The sequence below is a fragment of the Larkinella harenae genome, from assembly GCF_054780515.1.
In genome coordinates this window covers 245,993-264,177 of the sequence record NZ_BAAGWE010000003.1, presented here as the reverse complement: position 1 = coordinate 264,177, position 18,185 = coordinate 245,993, and the positions used below count along the sequence as shown (strand labels likewise).

The following is an 18,185-nucleotide window of genomic DNA, read 5'->3' as shown; positions in this document are numbered from 1 at the left end:
GCTTTTTGCCGCTTATGTTGTTAATTCGAAGCATGAATAAGAAAGTCATTTTGATGATTCTGGACGGCTGGGGAATTGCCGGAAAGGTCGATGTATCGGCAATAAATGCCGCCAAGACGCCATTTATCGATTCGTTGTATACAAAATATGCGCACAGCCAACTAGAAGCCTCAGGATTGGCCGTTGGTTTGCCAGCGGGCCAGATGGGTAATTCTGAAGTTGGGCACATGAACCTCGGTGCCGGCCGGATTGTGTATCAGGATCTGGTCAAGGTAAACAAAGCCGTTGAAGAGCATACGCTGGATAAAGAGCCCGTTTTGCTGGATGCCCTGAATTATGCGAAAGCCAACGGGAAGAAAGTCCATTTCATCGGGCTGGTGTCCGACGGTGGTGTTCACGCACATATCCAACACTTGAAAGGTCTTTGTTCCATTGCCTACGAACAGGGCCTGACCGACGTGTTTATCCATGCCTTTACGGATGGGCGTGACACGGACCCCAAAAGCGGCTACGGTTTTCTGGCCGATCTCGAACAGCACCTGCAAACTACGACGGGTCAGATTGCCACGGTGGTAGGACGGTATTACGCGATGGACCGCGATAACCGCTGGGAGCGCGTTAAGCAGGCGTATGATGCAATGGTCAAAGGAGTAGGCCACGTTACGTGTACGCCCGGCGAGATTCTGGCCTCTATCCAGCAATCGTATGACGAGGACGTAACCGATGAGTTTATCAAGCCGATCATCGTTACCAATCCTGAGGGCAACCCGTTAGCCACAATTCAGGATGGTGACGTGGTGTTGTGTTTCAACTTCCGCACCGACCGGGGCCGCGAAATTACAATGGCGCTCAGTCAGCGGGATTATCCGGAGCAGGATATGAAAAAGTTGAATCTGTATTACGTCACGATGACCAATTACGACAACGACTTTGTGGGCGTAAAAGTCATTTATGACAAAGATAACCTGACTCAGACTCTGGGTGAAGTACTATCCAACGCCGGGAAAAAACAGATTCGGATTGCCGAAACCGAGAAGTACCCGCACGTTACATTCTTCTTTTCTGGTGGGCGCGAAGATGTTTTTGAGGGGGAAAGCCGATTACTGTGCCCATCTCCTAAAGTTGCTACCTACGACCTGAAGCCGGAGATGAGCGCATTTGGGATTCGCGATGCAATTATTCCGGAACTGGAGCGCGAGGACGTGGATTTTGTTTGTCTCAACTTTGCCAACACGGACATGGTGGGGCATACGGGTGTTTTTTCTGCCGTCGTGAAAGCCGCCGAAACCGTCGATCAGTGCGCGCAGGCCGTCATCACAACCGCACTTGAACACGGTTATTCGACCCTGGTCATTGCCGACCACGGAAATGCCGACTACATGATCAACGAAGATGGTTCGCCCAACACGGCTCATACGACCAACCCGGTTCCGTGTATTCTGGTTGATGCCAATTATCACCCTAAGCTGAACAACGGAGTACTGGCGGATATTGCCCCCACAATTTTGCAGCTGATGGGCATCTCGCAACCCGACGTTATGACGGGGCATAGCCTGCTTGCGTGATAGTCAAGAGTAAAGAACAGAGGACAACGATTTTTTAGCGTCTCCGATCGGTCTTGCTCGTTTGTCTCATCGCTCTTGTCTTTCCGGACAAACTTTTCGGCTTTGGTTGGTGTTGGCCAACTAAGTCCTCCTTACTCCCCCTGACTTTTCAATCAGGGGGTATTTTTTGTCATGATGAAATATTGGTACATCCTTGTTTTAGTGTCGGTGCTGGCTGCTTGCAGCAACCCAGCCAAAGAAGCGCCCGTTGGAACTTATTACGACCTGAAAACTTATATTGAGCAGCAAATCAGTCTGTTGCAAACCCGGCAACCAACGGTTTCGAAACGGGCCGGTTTTGGCGACGATCAGGAACAGCAAACGACAAAAAGCATTGACTGGAGCCGCGAACTAGACTTGTTTCTGCAAGCGGATATCAACAAACAGGCGTATCAATCGAGCTACGAGAAAAACCGTCCGGATTCGCTGACGTACGAATACACCTTGAAAAGCGGTGAAAAATTGCCGGTACAATTTCTGCGCGTTGAACTGGATTCAATTACCCGGCAGCCCCGTTTAGTCAAGGCAACGATGCGCACCAAGAATTCACTCTACGAATCGGAACGGAATGTCTGGCTGGAAAGTGAAAAAGGCGCTATCAAACGTTATCACATTGACGGTTTTCAGCAACTGGCGTGGCTGGATGCAAAACGGTTTTTAATCGAAGGAAAAGTAGAGGAGTGAAGCGTTATGAATTGAATGAAGTGTTAAACGTGTCATTCAATTCATAACGCTTCATTCTTAATAGTCTCCACCGGCGCCACCGCCACCAAAGCTGCCACCGCCGAAGCCGCCAAAACTAGAGCCTCCGCCCCCTCCACCCCAGTTGCCGGACGAACCGCCCCAGCCTGAATAGGTAGAGGTAGGGAAGGGAACGGGAAAGAAGCCTCCGCCCCGGTTCCGATGACGATTGCCGCCACTGCCACCACCGCGGTTACGGCTTATCCAGATGAAGATAATGATGGCGACGAAAATAATAAGGAACAGGAAAACGCCCCCTCCACCATCGCCGTCATCGGAGGCATCGGCCTGGTATTCTCCGTTCGCCCGTCGGATAATTTCGTTCGTAGCTTCGTCCAGACCGGCGTACCATTGCTCATTTTTAAAACGTGGAACGATAATCTGACTGACAATCCGTTTGGCGATGGCATCCGGGATTGCTCCCTCCAGGCCATAACCCGTGGCAATGAAGATCTTGCGGGTTGAGGGTACCCAGGTCAGCACCAGGCCGTTATTCTTACCTTCCTGGCCAACGCCCCATTTACGGCCTACCTGAAAACTAAAGTCGCCGATTGGATACGGGTCGGTAGTTTTGACGATCAGGATAACGATTTGAGTGGATGTGGTATCGTTATAACGCCGGAGCTTCTCTTCCAGTCGCGCCCGTTCATCCGGTTGCAAAATACCTACCAAATCGTTTACCAGTCGTGGCGGATTCGGTCGGTCTGGAATCACGTTATCCTGCCCGAAAGCTTGGAACGAGACGACAGCCAAGAGAAGAATCGCAAGAATTCGAACGGGCAGGAAAAAACGATATGGAAGAATTTTAAACGTCATTTAGTGTGAAATTTCGTCGGAAAGCTCGTTGGAATCATCCTCCAACCGAGGAAAATACTGCCGCAACTGCTGGCCGGCGCGCTCAATACCCTGACAAAAGCCGTCGGTAAACCGGCCCTGCCGAAAGTTGTCGCGCATGACTTCTTTGGTCGATTCCCAGAAATCCTTCGGCACAACCTTATTGATGCCTTCGTCGCCCAGCACAGCAAACTTGTGGTCGTCGGTGGCCAGGTAAAACAACACGCCGTTGCGCTGAGCGGTTTGTTCCATACCCAATTGCCAGAAAACCTGTACGGCGCGGTCCAGCACGTTGGGCGTTGGGCAGAACAGTTCAAGATGAACCCGGATTTCGCCGGATGTTTTCCGTTCAGCCGATTGGATCGCCTGAATAATCTGCTGTTGCTCCTCAGCCGTGAAAAGGTTGATTGCGGACATAAAGGAATCAAGAGTTAAGAGTTAAAAGTAGGCTGGCGCATGACACGACACTCCTTTTAACTCTTACTTTTTTAACTTAAAACTGAACCGATGGAGCGTTTTGGGCGGCTTGCGAGGCTTCAAAGAAACCTTTCTGAGAGAAGCCGAACAGGCCCGCAAAAATATTGGCCGGGAAGGTCCGGACGGAGACGTTATAGTCTTTGACGGCTGCGTTGAAATCGTTCCGGGCTACACTGATGCGGTTTTCCGTTCCTTCCAGCTGAGACTGCAATTCCGAGAAGTTTTGCGTGGCTCGCAACTGCGGGTAGTTTTCGGAAACGGCCAGCAGCCGGGATAGGGTACCGCTCAATTGATCCTGCGCCTGTTGAAAACGCTGCACATTTTCGGGGGTCAACTGATCCGCATTGAGTTGAATGCCCGTGGCTTTCGAACGGGCTTCCATAACGGCTGTGAGGGTGCTTTTTTCGAAATTAGCCGCTCCTTTTACGGTATTAACCAGGTTCGGAATCAGGTCGGCCCGGCGCTGATATTGTGTCTGGACCTGCGCCCATTTTTCACCCACATTCGCATCCTTCCCAACCATACCGTTATACGTGCTACATCCAAAGAAACCGAAAATTAGCGCCAGAACAATGGCAATAATGAGACCTTTTGACATGATGGTGTTAAGTTATTTTGTTCGTAAAGTTGGTTTAAAACCGGTTGTGGTCATATAAAAACTACAGGATCGGATACTTTTGTCCGTAACCCACGCGCCGGACCTGATGGTCGGAAAAGCCGACGGGTTTGCAGAAAAGAACCCGAATAAATAACTGATTTGAACAACAATTGATTAGTAAATTAGTAAAATCCTTGTGGGAAACCATTATTGAGCATAAACCATTAGAATGATGAATCTTTCGCTTGTTGGCAAAACCGCTCTTGTATGCGGAAGTACGCAGGGCATCGGCTACGCTACTGCCGTCGAATTGGCTTCGTTGGGGGCCAACGTAACCCTGCTGGCCCGGAATGAAACCAAACTCCAGGAAGCTGTTGACTCGTTGGCAACGCAGCCGGGGCAACAACATCAGTACCGCGTGGCAGATTTCGCAAATCCGGAAGAAGTAAAAACCGTTGTCGATGCTTATCTGGCCGAATTTCCGGACGTTCATATCCTGATCAACAATACCGGTGGCCCGGCGGGTGGGCCGCTGATTGAGGCTCAACTGGAGGAGTTTACCAAAACGTTTGCCGCCCATTTGTTGAATAACCAGCAGTTGGTGCAAGCCGTGGTACCTGCAATGAAACGACTGGGGTACGGGCGGATTGTAAACATTATCTCTACTTCCATCAAGCAGCCGATTGTGGGGCTGGGCGTGTCCAATACCATTCGCGGAGCGGTGGCGCAGTGGGCCAAAACACTGTCGCTGGAAATCGCGCAATACGGCATTACCGTCAACAACGTGTTGCCAGGGTATACGCGCACGGCCCGACTGGAGGCCATTCTGGAGAAGCGAATGAAAGAAACCGGACAGTCGCGGGAAGAAGTGGAAGCGCAGCTACAGGCCGAAATTCCCAGCAAACGGTTTGTCGAACCGGAAGAAGTGGGCGCAGTTGCGGCTTTTCTCTGCACCCCGGCGGCCGCTTCCATCAACGGAATCAATGTGCCGGTAGACGGCGGAAAAACCGGTAGTTTATAGCGCTAGCTCAGCTACTGGTTGAATCGCTGAAATGATTCACGCAACGGAGTAAACCGCTCTTCGGTAACCGGAAAATCACCGTACCAGATGTATTCAAACTGGGTGGTCAATGATTCGAATTCCGGTTTCAGGGGCGACTGTGCCAGTTCGTAAACGTAACTGCGGTTGGTTTTATTCGGTTTCCAGTCGATCAGGTTCCGGTTACTCAGGCGTTTAAGCGTTTGCAGGTAAAGCAGTCGCACGGCCAGCCGGTAATTCCGCTGCTCGATGGCGGCTTCAATCTGCTGGTCAAAGTTGATCTCGTGAATGTTTTCGGTAAAGGTTTCATACGGTAGGTCGGACGGGCGCGATGGGGGGCTGAAAAAGAATCCCACAATTTGGGCTTTGATTAGTAACCAGATAACGCCCATCGCAACCCCCACCAGCAATACATACTGCCAGAAGTTCTGATACGATTTACTGTTCAGAAACGAACCTACCTTGTTCCAGAACCAACTCCAGAATTTTGACCACAGGCTATTGGTGGGTTTGAATTCGTTCCCGTACTGATAATCCCGATCTTCTCGGTACTTCTCAATCCGGTCAGCGGCTGGGCGTCGAATCCGGATTGGGTTACGGTCGTCGGGGGCCGGTTGTGCCCGCACCGTATCGGTTGAAGGAGTAGCCGAAAGCTGGGCAAGAACGGAACCGGCCGGCAGGGTGGTCAACAGCAACCAGAGCAGGATCGTACGGTTTTGGAAAATGCGGTTAATAATCACCTTCATCGTTGGAGCGGGGAATGGGCGGTGGAGTGCTGGAACCAATGCTTTCAATGGCGGACAGAATGCTGTGGCCTTCCCGCAACTCGATCAGGTTAAAGTATTGAAACGCAACGCCAAGCGCAACAAGTGACGAAACCAGCACACTCCCCACCGTGCTCAGAATGCTGGTCAGGATACTGACAAAAACCGGCAGGTTCGGCATGAGTTTCATGGAGACTACCAGACTAACGACGGCTGCGGGAACGTTGAAAACAAAACTAAGGGCGTAGGCAATGAAACTGATGATGATAATCAGTCCGAACGTCGACCACCATTTATCCCCGATTAGTTCAAAGCAACGGCCTATGCAAGTGCCGGTGGAGGCTCCTTCAAAGACAAGAATGGCCGGAGCCAGCGAAAAAATAACGCCCAGGTAGATGCCCGGAACCAGAAAAAAGAACAGAGCAACCACCACTAGAAGGCCAATCACAAACCAGGTGACGGTGGCCCGCCCCAGAGCCTCCCGCACTTCTGCCCAAACCGCTTCAACCGTGATGGGTTCATTGAGGTGACGATTGTACACTTTCAGATGGCCATACACCGTCAGGTTAACCAGCAACGGGATGATCAGGGCCAAGACCAACGCAATCAGATAGGACGGATTCGTCAACTGCTGTCCCACCCAGTACCCCATGCTGTATCCCATGCTGTAGCTGCTGGATCGTACAGGAACCCGAACTTCCAGCATCGAAGCCGAGGTAATACCGGATGCGATGCCGGCAAGCAGGGCTGGCACCCCGGCAATATACAGCAAGGCCATTCCCAGGCTGCGAATCTGCTTAACGAAATATTGAATGGTGGCGTTGATCTTTTCGCCGAAATCACGCCGTTGATAAAGGTTCATGCTCTTTTAAGGGTTAATAGAGTGCGGTTTTGAGTACGGTTTTTTGTTTACTATAGTGCTGATCAGTGTTTGCTAAACGGATTGTGATGAGCGAGACCGCCAAAACCGTACCTTATTGTGGAAACTTCCGGCTCAGCTGAATCGGGTAAATGATAAAATACCAGATAAGGAACGCAGCAGAGGTCAGGATGATGGCCGAACTAGCCACCGGATGCAGCGGTAACCGCGTGACGAAGCTTTCCAGAAAACCCGCCGTAATGAAAATCGGCACCAGACCAATTACAATTTTCAGCCCTTGCCTGGCTCCGCGTTTGAAAGACTCCTGCCGCGACAGCGTACCCGGAAATAACAAACTGTTGCCGAGCGTCAGGCCCGCACAACCCGCAATGACAATTGCCGAGATTTCCAGCGTGCCGTGAATCCAGATCGTCAGCACCGATGGCAGCAGCAAGCCGCGTTCGTAGAAAAAATACTGAAAAGCACCCAGCATAACGCCGTTCTGAAACATGACGGCTACGGTTCCGAAAGAAGCAAAAAGCCCCAGAATGAACGCAATGAAGGAGACGCGGATGTTATTGACGGTAATGGACAGAAACATATCCGCCTGGCCGCTGCTTTTGTAAACCGCCAGCGGATCGCCCTTGCGGATGTTTTCGAGCGTCATGTTCACATAGTCGTCACCCAGAATCAGCCGGACAAACTGCTCGTCATGCGTGGCCGAAACCCAGCCAATAGCCGCTGCTACCAGAAATACCACGGATGACAGGAGCAATAATGGGTGCGATTTCCGGAAAAGCAACGGCAGCTCAAATCGCCAGAAGTGCACAAAACGACTGCGTTCTTCGCGTTTGTTGTGCATTAGCCGCCGGTGCATACTGGCCGCCAAACCGTTCAAATAACGGGTGACGGGCGAGGTTGGATAAAACGTTCGGGCGTACGACAGATCGTCGGTTAGCTCGATGAACTGATCGGTCAGTACATCGGGATTAGCACGGTCATTGCTGGTAACCGGTTCGCTCTCGATTTCCTTCCACTTATCGGTATTGCGTTTGATAAAAACAGCTTCGCGCATGAATAAACCGGATGACGGGCCGAAACCCATTAGGTCAGATAAATTGCAAATCAAATCCCATTTTTCAAAACAATCCACGGAAACGGGGCAATACCGTCGATTTCAAAAACAAATAGTCGTTGTCAAAGGGTTTCTCCGTAAGTTTGCAGCTTTCGTGCGCATTTGAATCGGATATGAAAATATTGTTTGACCATCAGGCTTTTACCGGAGTACGATACGGAGGTGTATCCCGGTATTTTTACGACCTGATGGTAACGCTTCGGCAGAAAGAGATCCAGACACAACTGTCTATTTTGTTTTCCAACAATGCCTATTTGCTGGAGAGCGATGCCTTTCGGGTGCAGTCATTTTCGTATTTTCTGGGTTTTATGCCCACCAATATGCTCTTTTCACAAGTCAACCGGTTGTGGAGTATTACTCAGTTGCAGCGAAACCAATACGACGTTTTTCACCCGACATTTTTCCACCCTTACTTTCTGAAGCACACGAAAAAACCGTTCGTGCTGACGTATCACGATGCAATCAAGGATAAATTCGGGGCGCAGTTTGGGCATATTGACAATGCATCGAAGGAACTGAAGCAGCAATTGCTCGATCGGTCGGCGCAGGTCATTGCGGTATCGGAAAATACCAAGAACGATCTGATGGAGCTCTTTCGGATCAAACCGGAAAAAATTAGTGTGGTGCATCATGCAACGGCTTTTCAGCAGTTGACCGTTCCCGAAACGTTTCAGATTCAGGTTCCGGGAGCGTATCTGCTGTACGTTGGGGCACGGAATGATTATAAAAATTTTATTCCTTTTCTGAAGGCGGTAGCGGCTGTGCTGAGAAAACACCCCGAGGTGCAGTTGATCTGCGCCGGGGGCGGACCGTTCAGTCCGGAAGAAAACCAGGCCATTCAAAGCCTCGGGCTGGCCAACCGGGTTAGCCAGCGCAGCATTGACGACCAGATCCTGTACCGGCTGTACCAGAACGCGCTGGCATTTGTGTATCCGTCGCTCTACGAAGGCTTCGGAATTCCGGTTCTGGAAGCGTTTGCGGCTGGTTGTCCGGTGGTTTTGAGTCGGGCTTCCTGCTTTCCGGAAGTGGCCCGGGAGGCTGCTTTGTATTTTGACCCACAATCGGAAGCGGATATGCAGCATCAACTGGAGAAAATCATTCTGGATGAGTCGCTACGCCGGTCGCTGATTCGGAAAGGCCAAGAGCGGAGCCGGGATTTTTCGCTGGAAAAAATGGCAAGTCAAACACTTCAGGTTTATCAACAGGTAGTATAAGTGAACAAAGCGAAAAAAATCCTGCTTTTTGATACGATCATCAACGGACATCACGCTGATTATCTGACGCATTTAATCAACTACTGGATACGCCATCAACTGACGGGCGAACTCATCGTGGTGACTCAACAATCCTTTCAGCCGTGCTTTGACGAACTGGTGGACCAGGAGGAAGGGGCCGACAATGTTCACTTTGTGCCCATTCCGTCCGCGGATATTCAGGCCGTTCACGGTGCCTCCATGTTATCGCGCTCGTTCAAGGAGTGGAATCTCCTGCTGCGTTACCTGGATGCGCACCGGCCTACGCACGCGCTGTTGATGTATTTTGATATTTTTCAGTTGGGGGCCTGGCTGGGGCGGTCGGCACCCTGCCGGGTTTCGGGCATTTATTTCCGTCCGGATTTTCATTACAAACGAAATCCCGGCTGGAAAGCTCAATTGAACGGTTTGCGAAAAAAGGTAACACTGAATGGGGTTTTGCGTCAGCGAAGTCTGGCTAATTTGTTTTGCCTGGATCATTCGGCGGTGGAAGGGCTACGGACCCTAAGCCCGCGCGTGAATGTTTGGCCGTTGGCCGACCCGGTTGAGTCGTATGCTATCAAACCCGACGAGATTGAACAGTTACGGAAACAATTGCGGATCGAAGCCGGGCGCCGGATTTTTCTGCTTTTCGGGTACCTGGATGATCGTAAAGGCATTGAACCGCTGCTGGAAGCGCTGAAAGAGTTGCCCGCCGAACAGCAAAAAAAGGTGTGCCTTATTCTGGCTGGCCCCGTTCAGGCTGATTTTCGGGCAAAGATTGAGCAAAAAATAGCCGAAATCGGCGAAGGAGTGCAGATTATACGGTTTTTTGAAGAGATAAAAGGGCGACAGATTCAGGTATTTTTTGAATTGTCGGACTACGTTCTGGCGTTGTACCAAAAACACGTTGGCATGGCGTCGATGGTGGTCCGGGCCGCTGTTTCGCGTAAACCGGTGTTAGCCTCCGATTACGGTTATCTAGGACATCTGGTGCAGACCGAGCAGTTGGGCGTTGTCGCCGATACGACCTCGCCCGCGGCCATTCGGACCTTGCTTCAACGCGTATTGACGGAAAAAATACCGTATTCAGCAACCAATTTGCAAAAGTTAGCCGAACGCAATTCGGACGTTTATTTTGCAGAGACTATCTTTAATCATCTGTAGTTTGTTGCTATGACGGTTTCTATTCAGACTTCCCAAAATGTTACGCTGGAATACGAGCCCGCTAGCCTGGGCGACCGGATTCTGGCGTTGTTGCTCGACTATTTGGTGTTTTTGGGTTGGCTGACGCTCTATTTCGTGCTATTTAGATTGTTTCCGGGCGTTTTTGCCGGTACTTTTTTTACCCTGTTTTTTTTAGCATTGCCGTTCATGCTCTATGACTTACTCTGTGAGTTGTTCCTGAACGGGCAAAGTCTGGGAAAAATAGCCTTAAAGATCCAAGTGGTCATGCTTGATGGCTCGCCACCCGGTCTGGGGGCATACCTGCTCCGTTGGTTGTTGCGACTGGTTGAGTCACCGGTATTTATGGGGGGCATTATTCCGTTGGTGGTGATTGCGGTGAACGGACGGGGGCAACGCATCGGGGACATTGCCGCCGGAACGACGGTGGTCAAATTGACGCGACCGATTACACTCGACCACGTTATGCACCGTACCTTACCTGTGGAGTACCAGGTTCGTTTTCCGGAAGTCATGCAGCTTTCTGACCGCGATCTGGGAATTATTCAGGAAGCCTTGCGGTTGAACAACCCTGAAATCAGCACGCTGGCGGCAAATAAAGTTAAACAAGTAATCGGGGTGCGCTCCGAATTGGATGATACCACGTTTTTGCGAACGCTGGTCAGTGACTATCAGTTCATGACGTCCTGAAATCGATTTCAAACTCAAACCTGGCAGGCCTGGGCGCTTCCGGCTGGAAGATCGGTCAGGTTTATGCATTCAAAAAATACGGACTAAAGTCCGTGGGTACAGCATATGAAAGATCAAATCAAAACCCTGGCCCGGCAGTATGCTGCTGACATCGTTGCCAACCGGCGGCATCTGCACGCCAACCCAGAATTGTCGTTTAACGAATACAATACGGCGAAATTTGTGGCCGAAAAGCTCAAAGCCATCGGACTGACTCCGCAGGAAGGTGTTGCCAACACCGGCTTGGTTGCGCTGATTGAAGGGCGGGCTGGGAATGGTGGTTCGTCGGCAAATCGGGTGGTTGGCTTGCGGGCGGATATGGATGCACTGCCGATCCACGAAGCCAACGATGTGCCGTATAAATCGACTGTGGAGGGCGTAATGCATGCCTGCGGGCACGATGTTCATACGTCGTCGCTGCTCGGAACCGCCCGGATTTTGCAGGAGCTCCGTGATCAGTTCGAAGGAACGGTCAAACTGGTTTTTCAGCCGGCGGAAGAAAAAGCGCCGGGTGGTGCTTCGCTGATGATCAAGGACGGTGTTCTGGAAAATCCGGCGCCGGCCAGCATGATCGGTCAGCACGTTGCTCCGAATGTTCCGGTCGGTAAAATTGGTTTTCGGGAAGGCATGTACATGGCCAGCACGGACGAACTGTACCTGACGGTGATCGGGAAAGGAGGGCACGGTGCGATGCCCGACCAACTGGTTGATCCCGTTCTGATTGCGTCACACATCATTGTGGCATTGCAGCAAATCATTAGCCGAAACCGTAAGCCCGCGAACCCTTCGGTCTTGTCGTTCGGACGGTTTATTGCCGACGGCGTGACGAACGTGATTCCTAACGAAGTAAGCATTGAAGGAACGTTCCGCTGCATGGACGAAGAATGGCGGGAAGATGGCTTGCGTCGGATGAAAAAAATGGCGGAGGGGATGGCCGAAGCGATGGGTGCCCGTTGCGAATTTACGGTGGTGCGCGGGTATCCATTCCTGAAAAATCACCCCGAATTAACCCGGCGCATGCGTTCGGCTGCTACGGAATATATGGGACCGGAAAACGTGGTGAATCTGGATTTGTGGATGGCGGGCGAAGATTTTGCCTTCTATTCGCAGGTGGTTGATTCGTGTTTTTACCGGCTTGGCACCCGCAACGAAGAACGCGGTATTGTTTCCGGGGTTCATACGCCCACGTTCGATATCGACGAATCGGCTCTGGAAATTGGCGCGGGCCTGATGAGCTGGCTGGCGATGGAGGAGTTAAGAGTGAAAAGTTAAGAGGGCACTGATCAGGATTTTAACGATACTAATGGATTCGATAAAAAGGACACAATGAACCAGAAACTGCTGACGGTTTTGCTGCTTTCTTTCGGTTTGACGGCCTGCTCGACCTCAAGGATTTATATCGTTCGCCATGCGGAAAAGGTAAGCGAGGCCGATACCAGCAGCCTGACCGCCGTTGGTTTTGAGCGGGCGCAGGACCTGGCCGAACGGCTGGACGATGAACGCATTAGTTTGATTCTGACCACGCCATACCGCCGAACGCAGCAAACTGCCCTGCCACTGGCGCATCAGCTCAACCTCCCGGTGGAGTCGTATCCGGCAAAGCCGATTTCGGCGGTGGTGGAACGGGTGATGTGGGCGAAAGGCAAAAATATACTGGTTGTGGGTCACAGCAACACCATTCTGGACATTGTCAAAGGCTTGGGAACGAAGCCAAGTAAGTCGCAAATAGAGGCAGACGACTTTGATAATTTATTCATTGTGACCCGGCAGAAAGGGTTGCTGGGAACGTCGGTTCGGTTGCGGGAAGAAACCTATGGGAAACCAACCGGCCCCGAGTAGGTTGATTCAGGAACGGAACGACGGAAGCGGACAATTTTTTTCTGTTTAGGCAGTTAAGAATAGTAGAGATGTTAACCCAAATTCAAATACGTTTAATGAGTTTTTCAATAGTACGCTTGTTCTTTCTTTCTTGCTTGGTTTGGATGGGTCTGGTTGGGGTATCGAACGCGCAGCAGCCAACACCAACGGGGTCTTTGTTTCCGAACCGGTATACGGGCCGGCAAATTGTGGTGGAGTTAGGAAGTGATACGAATCGCCCGGAATACCGTCTGTTAGACAACGGTTTGCTGTTTTACCGGGAGGGTAGCGAAGGCGCGTTTACGCAACTCGGTCAACAAAAGAAAGATACGACACAACGAACTTTCGCCCGGTTGGAGCAGGAATGCAAGATCAAAACAACCAAACTGGAGAAACCGGAAAATCCCGATGTAACGATTACCTGGAAGCGCGCTAAAACCGAGTTTCCCGTGGGATGGGAAAAAGGGAAGGCACCCGATGTGTACGAACAGTTTTACAAGCGGTTTATGCAATTGTTTCCCCGAAGCCGGCAACGCTAACAATCAAAAGCCCCGACCCTTAACGGTGTCGGGGCTTTTCGTTTACTCTTCATCTAACTCATCCAACGCAAATCGAATGGGTAGATTATATTTAACCCGCACCAGCTTTCCGTTCTGCGTAGCCGGTTTCCAGCGCGGCATGGATTTGACTACCCGAACCGCTTCTTCATCGGCGCCAAACCCAATTCCTTTTAGCACCTGCACATCCTGAAAACTGCCGTCGGTGTTGATTACAAAAGATAAGAAGACCTTTCCACTAACCTGCGCTCGTTTGGCGGCTTCCGGATATTGCATGTTGTCCTTAATAAACTTACCGAGTCCGGCCATTCCCCCCGGGAATTCGGGGTTTCTTTCCACCACGGTGAAAATTTCGCCTTTGCCGTCATCAACGGGTTTTCGTCTGAGTAAGTCATCGAAGTTGGCTTGTTTCGGAATTTTGGGCGTGCCGGTCCAGTAAGTGGATGGTCTACCGTCGGTGGGTTGGGCGAGCCGGACGTAAAGAGCCTCCCGGCCGTTGACCGGTATTTCGATGCTCTGGTGACCGACGAACGAAATGACCAGGGTGCCGTTGCCGGGCACGTTGAATTGGTATTCTCCATTGGCGTCGGTGCTGGTGCCCGTCTGCCCCCCTTTCAGAACAATATCGACACCCGGGATCGGTTTGTCGTTGGAACCAAAAATCTGCCCCGAAACCCTAATCCGTTCCTGACTCACTACATCTTTCTTCGATTGGTCTTCGCAGGCTGCGACGAAGACGAACAAACTGGCAATGAGTACAATTGAAAAACCGTATTTAGCCATTGCCCAGCGGCTGGTTTTCGACTTCTGGAGCATCAGAATACGCTGTTTTAAGGTTGAAGATTGAAAAAACGGGGTTACAAAAGCCGATGGTTTTGGTCCAAAGGTGTACGAAATGAGCCGATTGTCGAACCGCCGTTGGCAGAATCGGAAGCGGGTGGAGAGGGGTTTAGGCGATTTCATGAGCGCTTTATTTTTTTGTAGTGATCAGGATAACCCCGTTTTTGCCTTCCTGCCCATATTTGCTGATAGCCTTTTCCCCTTTCAGGACATCAATGGATTGAATGTCATTGGGATTCAAATCCGACAAGGGCTCCTTTTTGGCGGAAGAAACGTCCATTTTCTTGCCATTCAGAATATAAAGCGGTTGCGTGGTAGGTTCTGTTGTTCGGAGCGAAACAGTTCCGCTCGGTTGTTGAACGGTTTCTTTGCTGGCTGGTTCTTCACAGGCCGTTAAACTGGCCAATGAGGCAAAGAACAGGGCGATAAAACCATATAGTCTTATCGTTTGGCGATTGATTTCTGATATCTGTGTCATGATGATTCGTTTTTTACTTTGGGAAATAAAGCACCGGGGCTGGCATTCCCGGCCAAAACAGGTGGTAAGAATGTCCGGCTTTTAAGCTTATTTTTTGGTTGTTGCTTTTATTGTGAAGTTGGGCTTGGCGTGATCGACGGTTACATCCTGAATTGTATTGGGATCAAGTTTTTGAAATTGTTCCCGCGAGATAGGTTTATCATCCAGCATATAAGCTGATGGTTTTCCGTCATAATCCACGCGACCAGCCTGCCGGATTTTCTCGCCCAGGGCTTTCTGCCTAGTTGTTACCAACAGTACCCCGTTTTTGCCTTCCTCGCCGTATTCAGCCGTCGCTGAGGCATCTTTCAGGACATTGATCGATCCGATGTCTTGGGGTTTTATGGTTGAATTAAATTCCTCAGGCTCAACTTTTTTTCCATCCACAACGTACAGCGGCTGGGCTTTTGGATCAAGGCCGGATGGGGAGCTAACGATGACATTGACCGGATTTGGGGTGTCGTTCAGCCGAAGGCCGGTGCGCTTTTCCGGCTTGCCTTCTAGCATGAATTGAATAGGCAATACATACTGAACGGCCACCGGTTTACCATTTTGCGTCCCCGGTTTCCAGGCTGGCATTTTCCCGATAATCCGAACGGCTTCTTCATCGCAGCCATCGCCCACGCCTTTTTTTACCCGGATGCCGTAAATCGATCCGTTGGTTCCGATCGTAAACTGGACGAGAACCGTCCCGTCCGTATTATTGCGCTGGGCATCCGCCGGATACCGCACGTTTTTGCTCAGATATTGACCTAAAGCGGCTTTTCCACCCGGAAATTCCGGCATTTCTTCAACTACTGTAAAAGGCTGGCCATTCACCGGCTTTTGGGTAGGAGCAGGGGCCGTAGCTGGTTTTGCCGGAGCCGATTGATTGGGCAGCGTGGCATACCCAACAACGACCACGCGATCCAGCGAATCAACTTTTGCCCGTAAGGTAAAGTCCAACGTTTTCTTACCGTTCACCGCTTTTTGCAGTGTGGTATAGCCAACAAAACTGGCAACGACATTAGCGTTGGAAGGAACATTTTTTAGTTCATAACGTCCCTGCGCGTTGGTTTGTGCACCAGTGGTTGTGCCACGAACAACGAGGGTAGCGCCCGCAAGCGGTTTTCCGTCTGTATCGGTTACGTTGCCCGAAACCGTTATTTTTTCGTCTGAAACCGTTGAAACCAATTGCGTGATTTCGTCGCGGGCGGTTGTCATGGCCACCAGGCTGACCAGCAGCGGCAGCACCAGCACGTATTTTCCCAAAGCCCAGCGGCTGGTAGTCCGTCGTTGCAGCATCTTGATCCGTTCCTTGAGCAGCGATGGTTTGAAAAAACCGTTGGTTAAGGCCGCTGGCTGTACACCAAAGGCATAATTGACCAGAAACGTAGCGTACTGATGTTTGTCTTCGGCCTGAGCGTCGGCCAGGAATTCGTGTACCTGCTGAATCGACTGCTTGTATAAAATCAGGATTGGATTTATCCAGAAAGCCAGTTGCACAACTTCCAGCAGCAGGATGTCCAAACTGTGGCGTTGCCGGATGTGCACCAGTTCGTGGGCGATAATGGGTGTGTTGGCGGTTTGGGCGTCCCGGCGGCACATGACCAGATACCAGAAGAAGGAAAAGGTCGGTACGCGCTCATCGGCGGGCAGCACCAGGGTATAATCGTCCAGTTTGTGCTGTTCGGAGCGCCGGATCAGCCGCCCGATCCCCGTCATCTGCACCAGCAGCCGACCCAGCAAAACCGTGGCGATCAGTCCATAAGTCCAGTAGCCGATGGTTTCCCAAGCCGGCCCGGTTGGTTCGGTCGGAGCCGTTGCCACCACGGATAGGGTAAATGCGCCAACGGGTATCGGAATGGTTTCGACAGTTTCGGTGGGAAGCTCGATGAAGGGTAGCAGCAGTGAGAGAATAACCGAGGCCAGCAAGTAGGCCCGATTGAGCTGAAAAAAGGTATGTTTTCGGAGCCATAACCAGTAGCAGGCGTAAAACAATACCAGAAACAGGTTCGCTTTCAGGAAGTAATCAAGTACCGCGTTCATGAGTCTTTCTGACGGTTTAAGAGTTCGATAATTTCATCGGTTTCTTTCAGGCTCAGGTTGCGGTCTTTCACAAAAAATGAAACCAGTTTCTTGAGCGAATTGTCGAAATATCCCGACATAAGCTGCTCCATCTCGAAACGCTTGTATTCTTCCTCCGTAATCAGCGGATAATACTCGTGCGTCTTGCCATAGGCGCGATAGCCTACCAGCCCCTTTTTTTCGAGAATGCGGATGATGGTGGAAACGGTGTTGTAGGCGGGTTTGGGTTCGGATAGTTCGGCCAGCACATCTTTGACGAATCCTTTTTCCAGCTTCCACAATACTTTCATAATTTCTTCTTCGGCATTGGTCAATTCACGAACTTGCATATTAATTAGAATAAGTTGATCTTAATTGAGTGTAAGTCAAAAGTATGACTAATGATTTAGTTTTACAACTAATGTATTAGTTTTTTGTTTGAAATTTTTTGAAGCCGAGAAAACTTAAAAGGGCCGAATATTTTGACCTGTTTTAGGTCTATCGCAATTTTGTCTATAAAAAACGACCGAATGTCGCTGCAACCCCTTACTGATACGGAGCTACTGGATCTGCTTCGCGATGGCGACGAGCAGGCTTTTAGGGAATTATATGACCGGTACTGGTATAAAATGTACGTAACGGCCTACCGCAAACTTCGGCGGAAGGAAGTAGCCGAAGAGCTGGCTCAGGAGCTTTTTGTGATGCTCTGGCAGAAACGGGATTCGTTGCGAATTAGTAACGTACCGGCGTTTCTGGGTGTATCGCTCAAAAATCTGATGATCGATTACATTCGTCGGAATATTCGGGAAGAACATTACATGGAGCAACTCCGGCAGTTTTTCCCAGCCGAAACATTTTCGACCACCGAAACCCTACAATTAAACGAACTTTCTGACGCCGTGCAGCACGCCCTGGCTCAACTGCCCGAGAAAACCCGCGAAGTGTTTATTCTTAACCGGTTCGAACACCTGACCATCCGGGAAATTGCCCAACGGCTGAATCTCTCCGAGAAAACCATCGAATACCACCTCGCCCGATCCACTGCTTTTCTGCGTCAAAATCTGCGTGATTTCGTAGCGATTTGGGTATTGTTCTTTATCTCCTGACGGTCTCTTCTTACCGACCTGAAAAAAAATCTTAAAAAAAGCACAAAACGTCTTAGGGAATTTTC

General features: G+C 50.6%; 20 protein-coding genes. 10 read left to right on the top strand and 10 right to left on the bottom strand.

Features of this window, described 5'->3' with window-relative positions:
• Positions 1-32: 32 nt before the first annotated feature.
• Together gpmI and ACYVH9_RS18090 are read left to right on the top strand one after the other, a co-directional pair.
• Positions 33-1,565 (top strand): 2,3-bisphosphoglycerate-independent phosphoglycerate mutase, encoded by a 1,533-nt coding sequence (gene gpmI, locus ACYVH9_RS18095; RefSeq protein ID WP_460637800.1) that lies wholly within the window; start codon positions 33-35, stop codon positions 1,563-1,565.
• Between the two features lie 171 nt (positions 1,566-1,736).
• Positions 1,737-2,288 (top strand): hypothetical protein, encoded by a 552-nt coding sequence (locus ACYVH9_RS18090; RefSeq protein WP_460637799.1) that lies wholly within the window; start codon positions 1,737-1,739, stop codon positions 2,286-2,288.
• A gap of 57 nt (positions 2,289-2,345) precedes the next feature.
• On the opposite strand, the gene ACYVH9_RS18085 is transcribed toward ACYVH9_RS18090, so the two are convergent.
• The 3 genes from ACYVH9_RS18085 to ACYVH9_RS18075 all read right to left on the bottom strand — a co-directional run bounded on the left by ACYVH9_RS18085 (position 2,346) and on the right by ACYVH9_RS18075 (position 4,254).
• A complete protein-coding gene (locus ACYVH9_RS18085) occupies positions 2,346-3,161 on the bottom strand; it encodes a TPM domain-containing protein (RefSeq protein WP_460637798.1) in 816 nt (271 codons plus the stop codon).
• Complete coding sequence (locus ACYVH9_RS18080) at positions 3,162-3,596, bottom strand: TPM domain-containing protein (RefSeq protein WP_460637797.1); 435 nt, start codon at positions 3,594-3,596, stop codon at positions 3,162-3,164.
• Between the two features lie 76 nt (positions 3,597-3,672).
• Positions 3,673-4,254 (bottom strand): LemA family protein, encoded by a 582-nt coding sequence (locus ACYVH9_RS18075; protein WP_460637796.1) that lies wholly within the window; start codon positions 4,252-4,254, stop codon positions 3,673-3,675.
• Positions 4,255-4,486: 232 nt separating this feature from the next.
• Between ACYVH9_RS18075 and ACYVH9_RS18070 the strand changes: the two genes are divergently transcribed.
• Complete coding sequence (locus tag ACYVH9_RS18070; protein WP_460637795.1) at positions 4,487-5,275, top strand: SDR family oxidoreductase; 789 nt, start codon at positions 4,487-4,489, stop codon at positions 5,273-5,275.
• An 11-nt stretch (positions 5,276-5,286) separates the two neighbouring features.
• Here the strand turns inward: ACYVH9_RS18070 and ACYVH9_RS18065 are convergent, their stop codons facing one another.
• The 3 genes from ACYVH9_RS18065 to ACYVH9_RS18055 all read right to left on the bottom strand — a co-directional run bounded on the left by ACYVH9_RS18065 (position 5,287) and on the right by ACYVH9_RS18055 (position 7,991).
• Complete coding sequence (locus tag ACYVH9_RS18065; protein ID WP_460637794.1) at positions 5,287-6,039, bottom strand: DUF4129 domain-containing protein; 753 nt, start codon at positions 6,037-6,039, stop codon at positions 5,287-5,289.
• A complete protein-coding gene (locus ACYVH9_RS18060) occupies positions 6,023-6,919 on the bottom strand; it encodes a hypothetical protein (protein WP_460637793.1) in 897 nt (298 codons plus the stop codon). The genes ACYVH9_RS18065 and ACYVH9_RS18060 overlap by 17 nt, the downstream gene beginning before the upstream one ends.
• Before the next feature lie 112 nt (positions 6,920-7,031).
• On the bottom strand, positions 7,032-7,991 hold the full coding sequence (locus ACYVH9_RS18055) for a stage II sporulation protein M (protein WP_460637792.1): 960 nt from the start codon (positions 7,989-7,991) through the stop codon (positions 7,032-7,034).
• A 173-nt stretch (positions 7,992-8,164) separates the two neighbouring features.
• Here ACYVH9_RS18055 and ACYVH9_RS18050 point away from each other — a divergent pair, with 173 nt between their 5' ends.
• From ACYVH9_RS18050 to ACYVH9_RS18025, 6 genes are all read left to right on the top strand, one after another.
• Positions 8,165-9,265: a glycosyltransferase family 4 protein gene (locus ACYVH9_RS18050; RefSeq protein ID WP_460637791.1), complete on the top strand. Its 1,101-nt coding sequence runs from the start codon at positions 8,165-8,167 to the stop codon at positions 9,263-9,265.
• Positions 9,266-10,450 (top strand): glycosyltransferase, encoded by a 1,185-nt coding sequence (locus ACYVH9_RS18045; RefSeq protein WP_460637790.1) that lies wholly within the window; start codon positions 9,266-9,268, stop codon positions 10,448-10,450. It abuts the gene before it with no gap.
• A gap of 9 nt (positions 10,451-10,459) precedes the next feature.
• A complete protein-coding gene (locus tag ACYVH9_RS18040; protein WP_460637789.1) occupies positions 10,460-11,158 on the top strand; it encodes an RDD family protein in 699 nt (232 codons plus the stop codon).
• A 105-nt stretch (positions 11,159-11,263) separates the two neighbouring features.
• Positions 11,264-12,469, top strand: a complete 1,206-nt coding sequence (locus ACYVH9_RS18035; RefSeq protein ID WP_460637788.1) for a M20 metallopeptidase family protein — start codon at positions 11,264-11,266, stop codon at positions 12,467-12,469.
• Between the two features lie 54 nt (positions 12,470-12,523).
• On the top strand, positions 12,524-13,036 hold the full coding sequence (locus ACYVH9_RS18030; RefSeq protein WP_460637787.1) for a SixA phosphatase family protein: 513 nt from the start codon (positions 12,524-12,526) through the stop codon (positions 13,034-13,036).
• A gap of 134 nt (positions 13,037-13,170) precedes the next feature.
• Positions 13,171-13,593 (top strand): hypothetical protein, encoded by a 423-nt coding sequence (locus ACYVH9_RS18025; protein WP_460637786.1) that lies wholly within the window; start codon positions 13,171-13,173, stop codon positions 13,591-13,593.
• Positions 13,594-13,635: 42 nt separating this feature from the next.
• Here the strand turns inward: ACYVH9_RS18025 and ACYVH9_RS18020 are convergent, their stop codons facing one another.
• The 4 genes from ACYVH9_RS18020 to ACYVH9_RS18005 form a co-directional block, all read right to left on the bottom strand.
• The gene (locus ACYVH9_RS18020; RefSeq protein ID WP_460637785.1) at positions 13,636-14,574 is read right to left on the bottom strand and encodes a TonB family protein; all 939 of its coding nucleotides are present in this window, start codon (positions 14,572-14,574) and stop codon (positions 13,636-13,638) included.
• A 7-nt stretch (positions 14,575-14,581) separates the two neighbouring features.
• Complete coding sequence (locus ACYVH9_RS18015; RefSeq protein WP_460637784.1) at positions 14,582-14,929, bottom strand: TonB-dependent receptor plug domain-containing protein; 348 nt, start codon at positions 14,927-14,929, stop codon at positions 14,582-14,584.
• A gap of 87 nt (positions 14,930-15,016) precedes the next feature.
• On the bottom strand, positions 15,017-16,996 hold the full coding sequence (locus tag ACYVH9_RS18010) for a M56 family metallopeptidase (protein WP_460637783.1): 1,980 nt from the start codon (positions 16,994-16,996) through the stop codon (positions 15,017-15,019).
• Complete coding sequence (locus tag ACYVH9_RS18005; RefSeq protein WP_460637782.1) at positions 16,993-17,364, bottom strand: BlaI/MecI/CopY family transcriptional regulator; 372 nt, start codon at positions 17,362-17,364, stop codon at positions 16,993-16,995. Before ACYVH9_RS18005 ends, ACYVH9_RS18010 begins: the two co-directional genes overlap by 4 nt.
• Positions 17,365-17,544: 180 nt before the next feature.
• Here ACYVH9_RS18005 and ACYVH9_RS18000 point away from each other — a divergent pair, with 180 nt between their 5' ends.
• Entirely contained in the window at positions 17,545-18,120 is a 576-nt protein-coding gene (locus ACYVH9_RS18000) for an RNA polymerase sigma factor (RefSeq protein WP_460637781.1), read from the top strand.
• Positions 18,121-18,185 lie beyond the last annotated feature (65 nt).

What these genes read in the sequence shown, in the direction of transcription:
- ACYVH9_RS18075 (WP_460637796.1), bottom strand. Translation starts at nt 4,254, where the DNA reads ATGTCAAAAGGTCTCATTATTGCCATTGTTCTGGCGCTAATTTTCGGT.
- gpmI (WP_460637800.1), top strand. Translation starts at nt 33, where the DNA reads ATGAATAAGAAAGTCATTTTGATGATTCTGGACGGCTGGGGAATTGCC.
- ACYVH9_RS18020 (WP_460637785.1), bottom strand. Translation starts at nt 14,574, where the DNA reads ATGAAATCGCCTAAACCCCTCTCCACCCGCTTCCGATTCTGCCAACGG.
- ACYVH9_RS18035 (WP_460637788.1), top strand. Translation starts at nt 11,264, where the DNA reads ATGAAAGATCAAATCAAAACCCTGGCCCGGCAGTATGCTGCTGACATC.
- ACYVH9_RS18015 (WP_460637784.1), bottom strand. Translation starts at nt 14,929, where the DNA reads ATGACACAGATATCAGAAATCAATCGCCAAACGATAAGACTATATGGT.
- ACYVH9_RS18070 (WP_460637795.1), top strand. Translation starts at nt 4,487, where the DNA reads ATGAATCTTTCGCTTGTTGGCAAAACCGCTCTTGTATGCGGAAGTACG.
- ACYVH9_RS18010 (WP_460637783.1), bottom strand. Translation starts at nt 16,996, where the DNA reads ATGAACGCGGTACTTGATTACTTCCTGAAAGCGAACCTGTTTCTGGTA.
- ACYVH9_RS18085 (WP_460637798.1), bottom strand. Translation starts at nt 3,161, where the DNA reads ATGACGTTTAAAATTCTTCCATATCGTTTTTTCCTGCCCGTTCGAATT.
- ACYVH9_RS18060 (WP_460637793.1), bottom strand. Translation starts at nt 6,919, where the DNA reads ATGAACCTTTATCAACGGCGTGATTTCGGCGAAAAGATCAACGCCACC.
- ACYVH9_RS18065 (WP_460637794.1), bottom strand. Translation starts at nt 6,039, where the DNA reads ATGAAGGTGATTATTAACCGCATTTTCCAAAACCGTACGATCCTGCTC.
- ACYVH9_RS18080 (WP_460637797.1), bottom strand. Translation starts at nt 3,596, where the DNA reads ATGTCCGCAATCAACCTTTTCACGGCTGAGGAGCAACAGCAGATTATT.
- ACYVH9_RS18000 (WP_460637781.1), top strand. Translation starts at nt 17,545, where the DNA reads ATGTCGCTGCAACCCCTTACTGATACGGAGCTACTGGATCTGCTTCGC.
- ACYVH9_RS18040 (WP_460637789.1), top strand. Translation starts at nt 10,460, where the DNA reads ATGACGGTTTCTATTCAGACTTCCCAAAATGTTACGCTGGAATACGAG.
- ACYVH9_RS18005 (WP_460637782.1), bottom strand. Translation starts at nt 17,364, where the DNA reads ATGCAAGTTCGTGAATTGACCAATGCCGAAGAAGAAATTATGAAAGTA.
- ACYVH9_RS18090 (WP_460637799.1), top strand. Translation starts at nt 1,737, where the DNA reads ATGATGAAATATTGGTACATCCTTGTTTTAGTGTCGGTGCTGGCTGCT.
- ACYVH9_RS18055 (WP_460637792.1), bottom strand. Translation starts at nt 7,991, where the DNA reads ATGCGCGAAGCTGTTTTTATCAAACGCAATACCGATAAGTGGAAGGAA.
- ACYVH9_RS18030 (WP_460637787.1), top strand. Translation starts at nt 12,524, where the DNA reads ATGAACCAGAAACTGCTGACGGTTTTGCTGCTTTCTTTCGGTTTGACG.
- ACYVH9_RS18050 (WP_460637791.1), top strand. Translation starts at nt 8,165, where the DNA reads ATGAAAATATTGTTTGACCATCAGGCTTTTACCGGAGTACGATACGGA.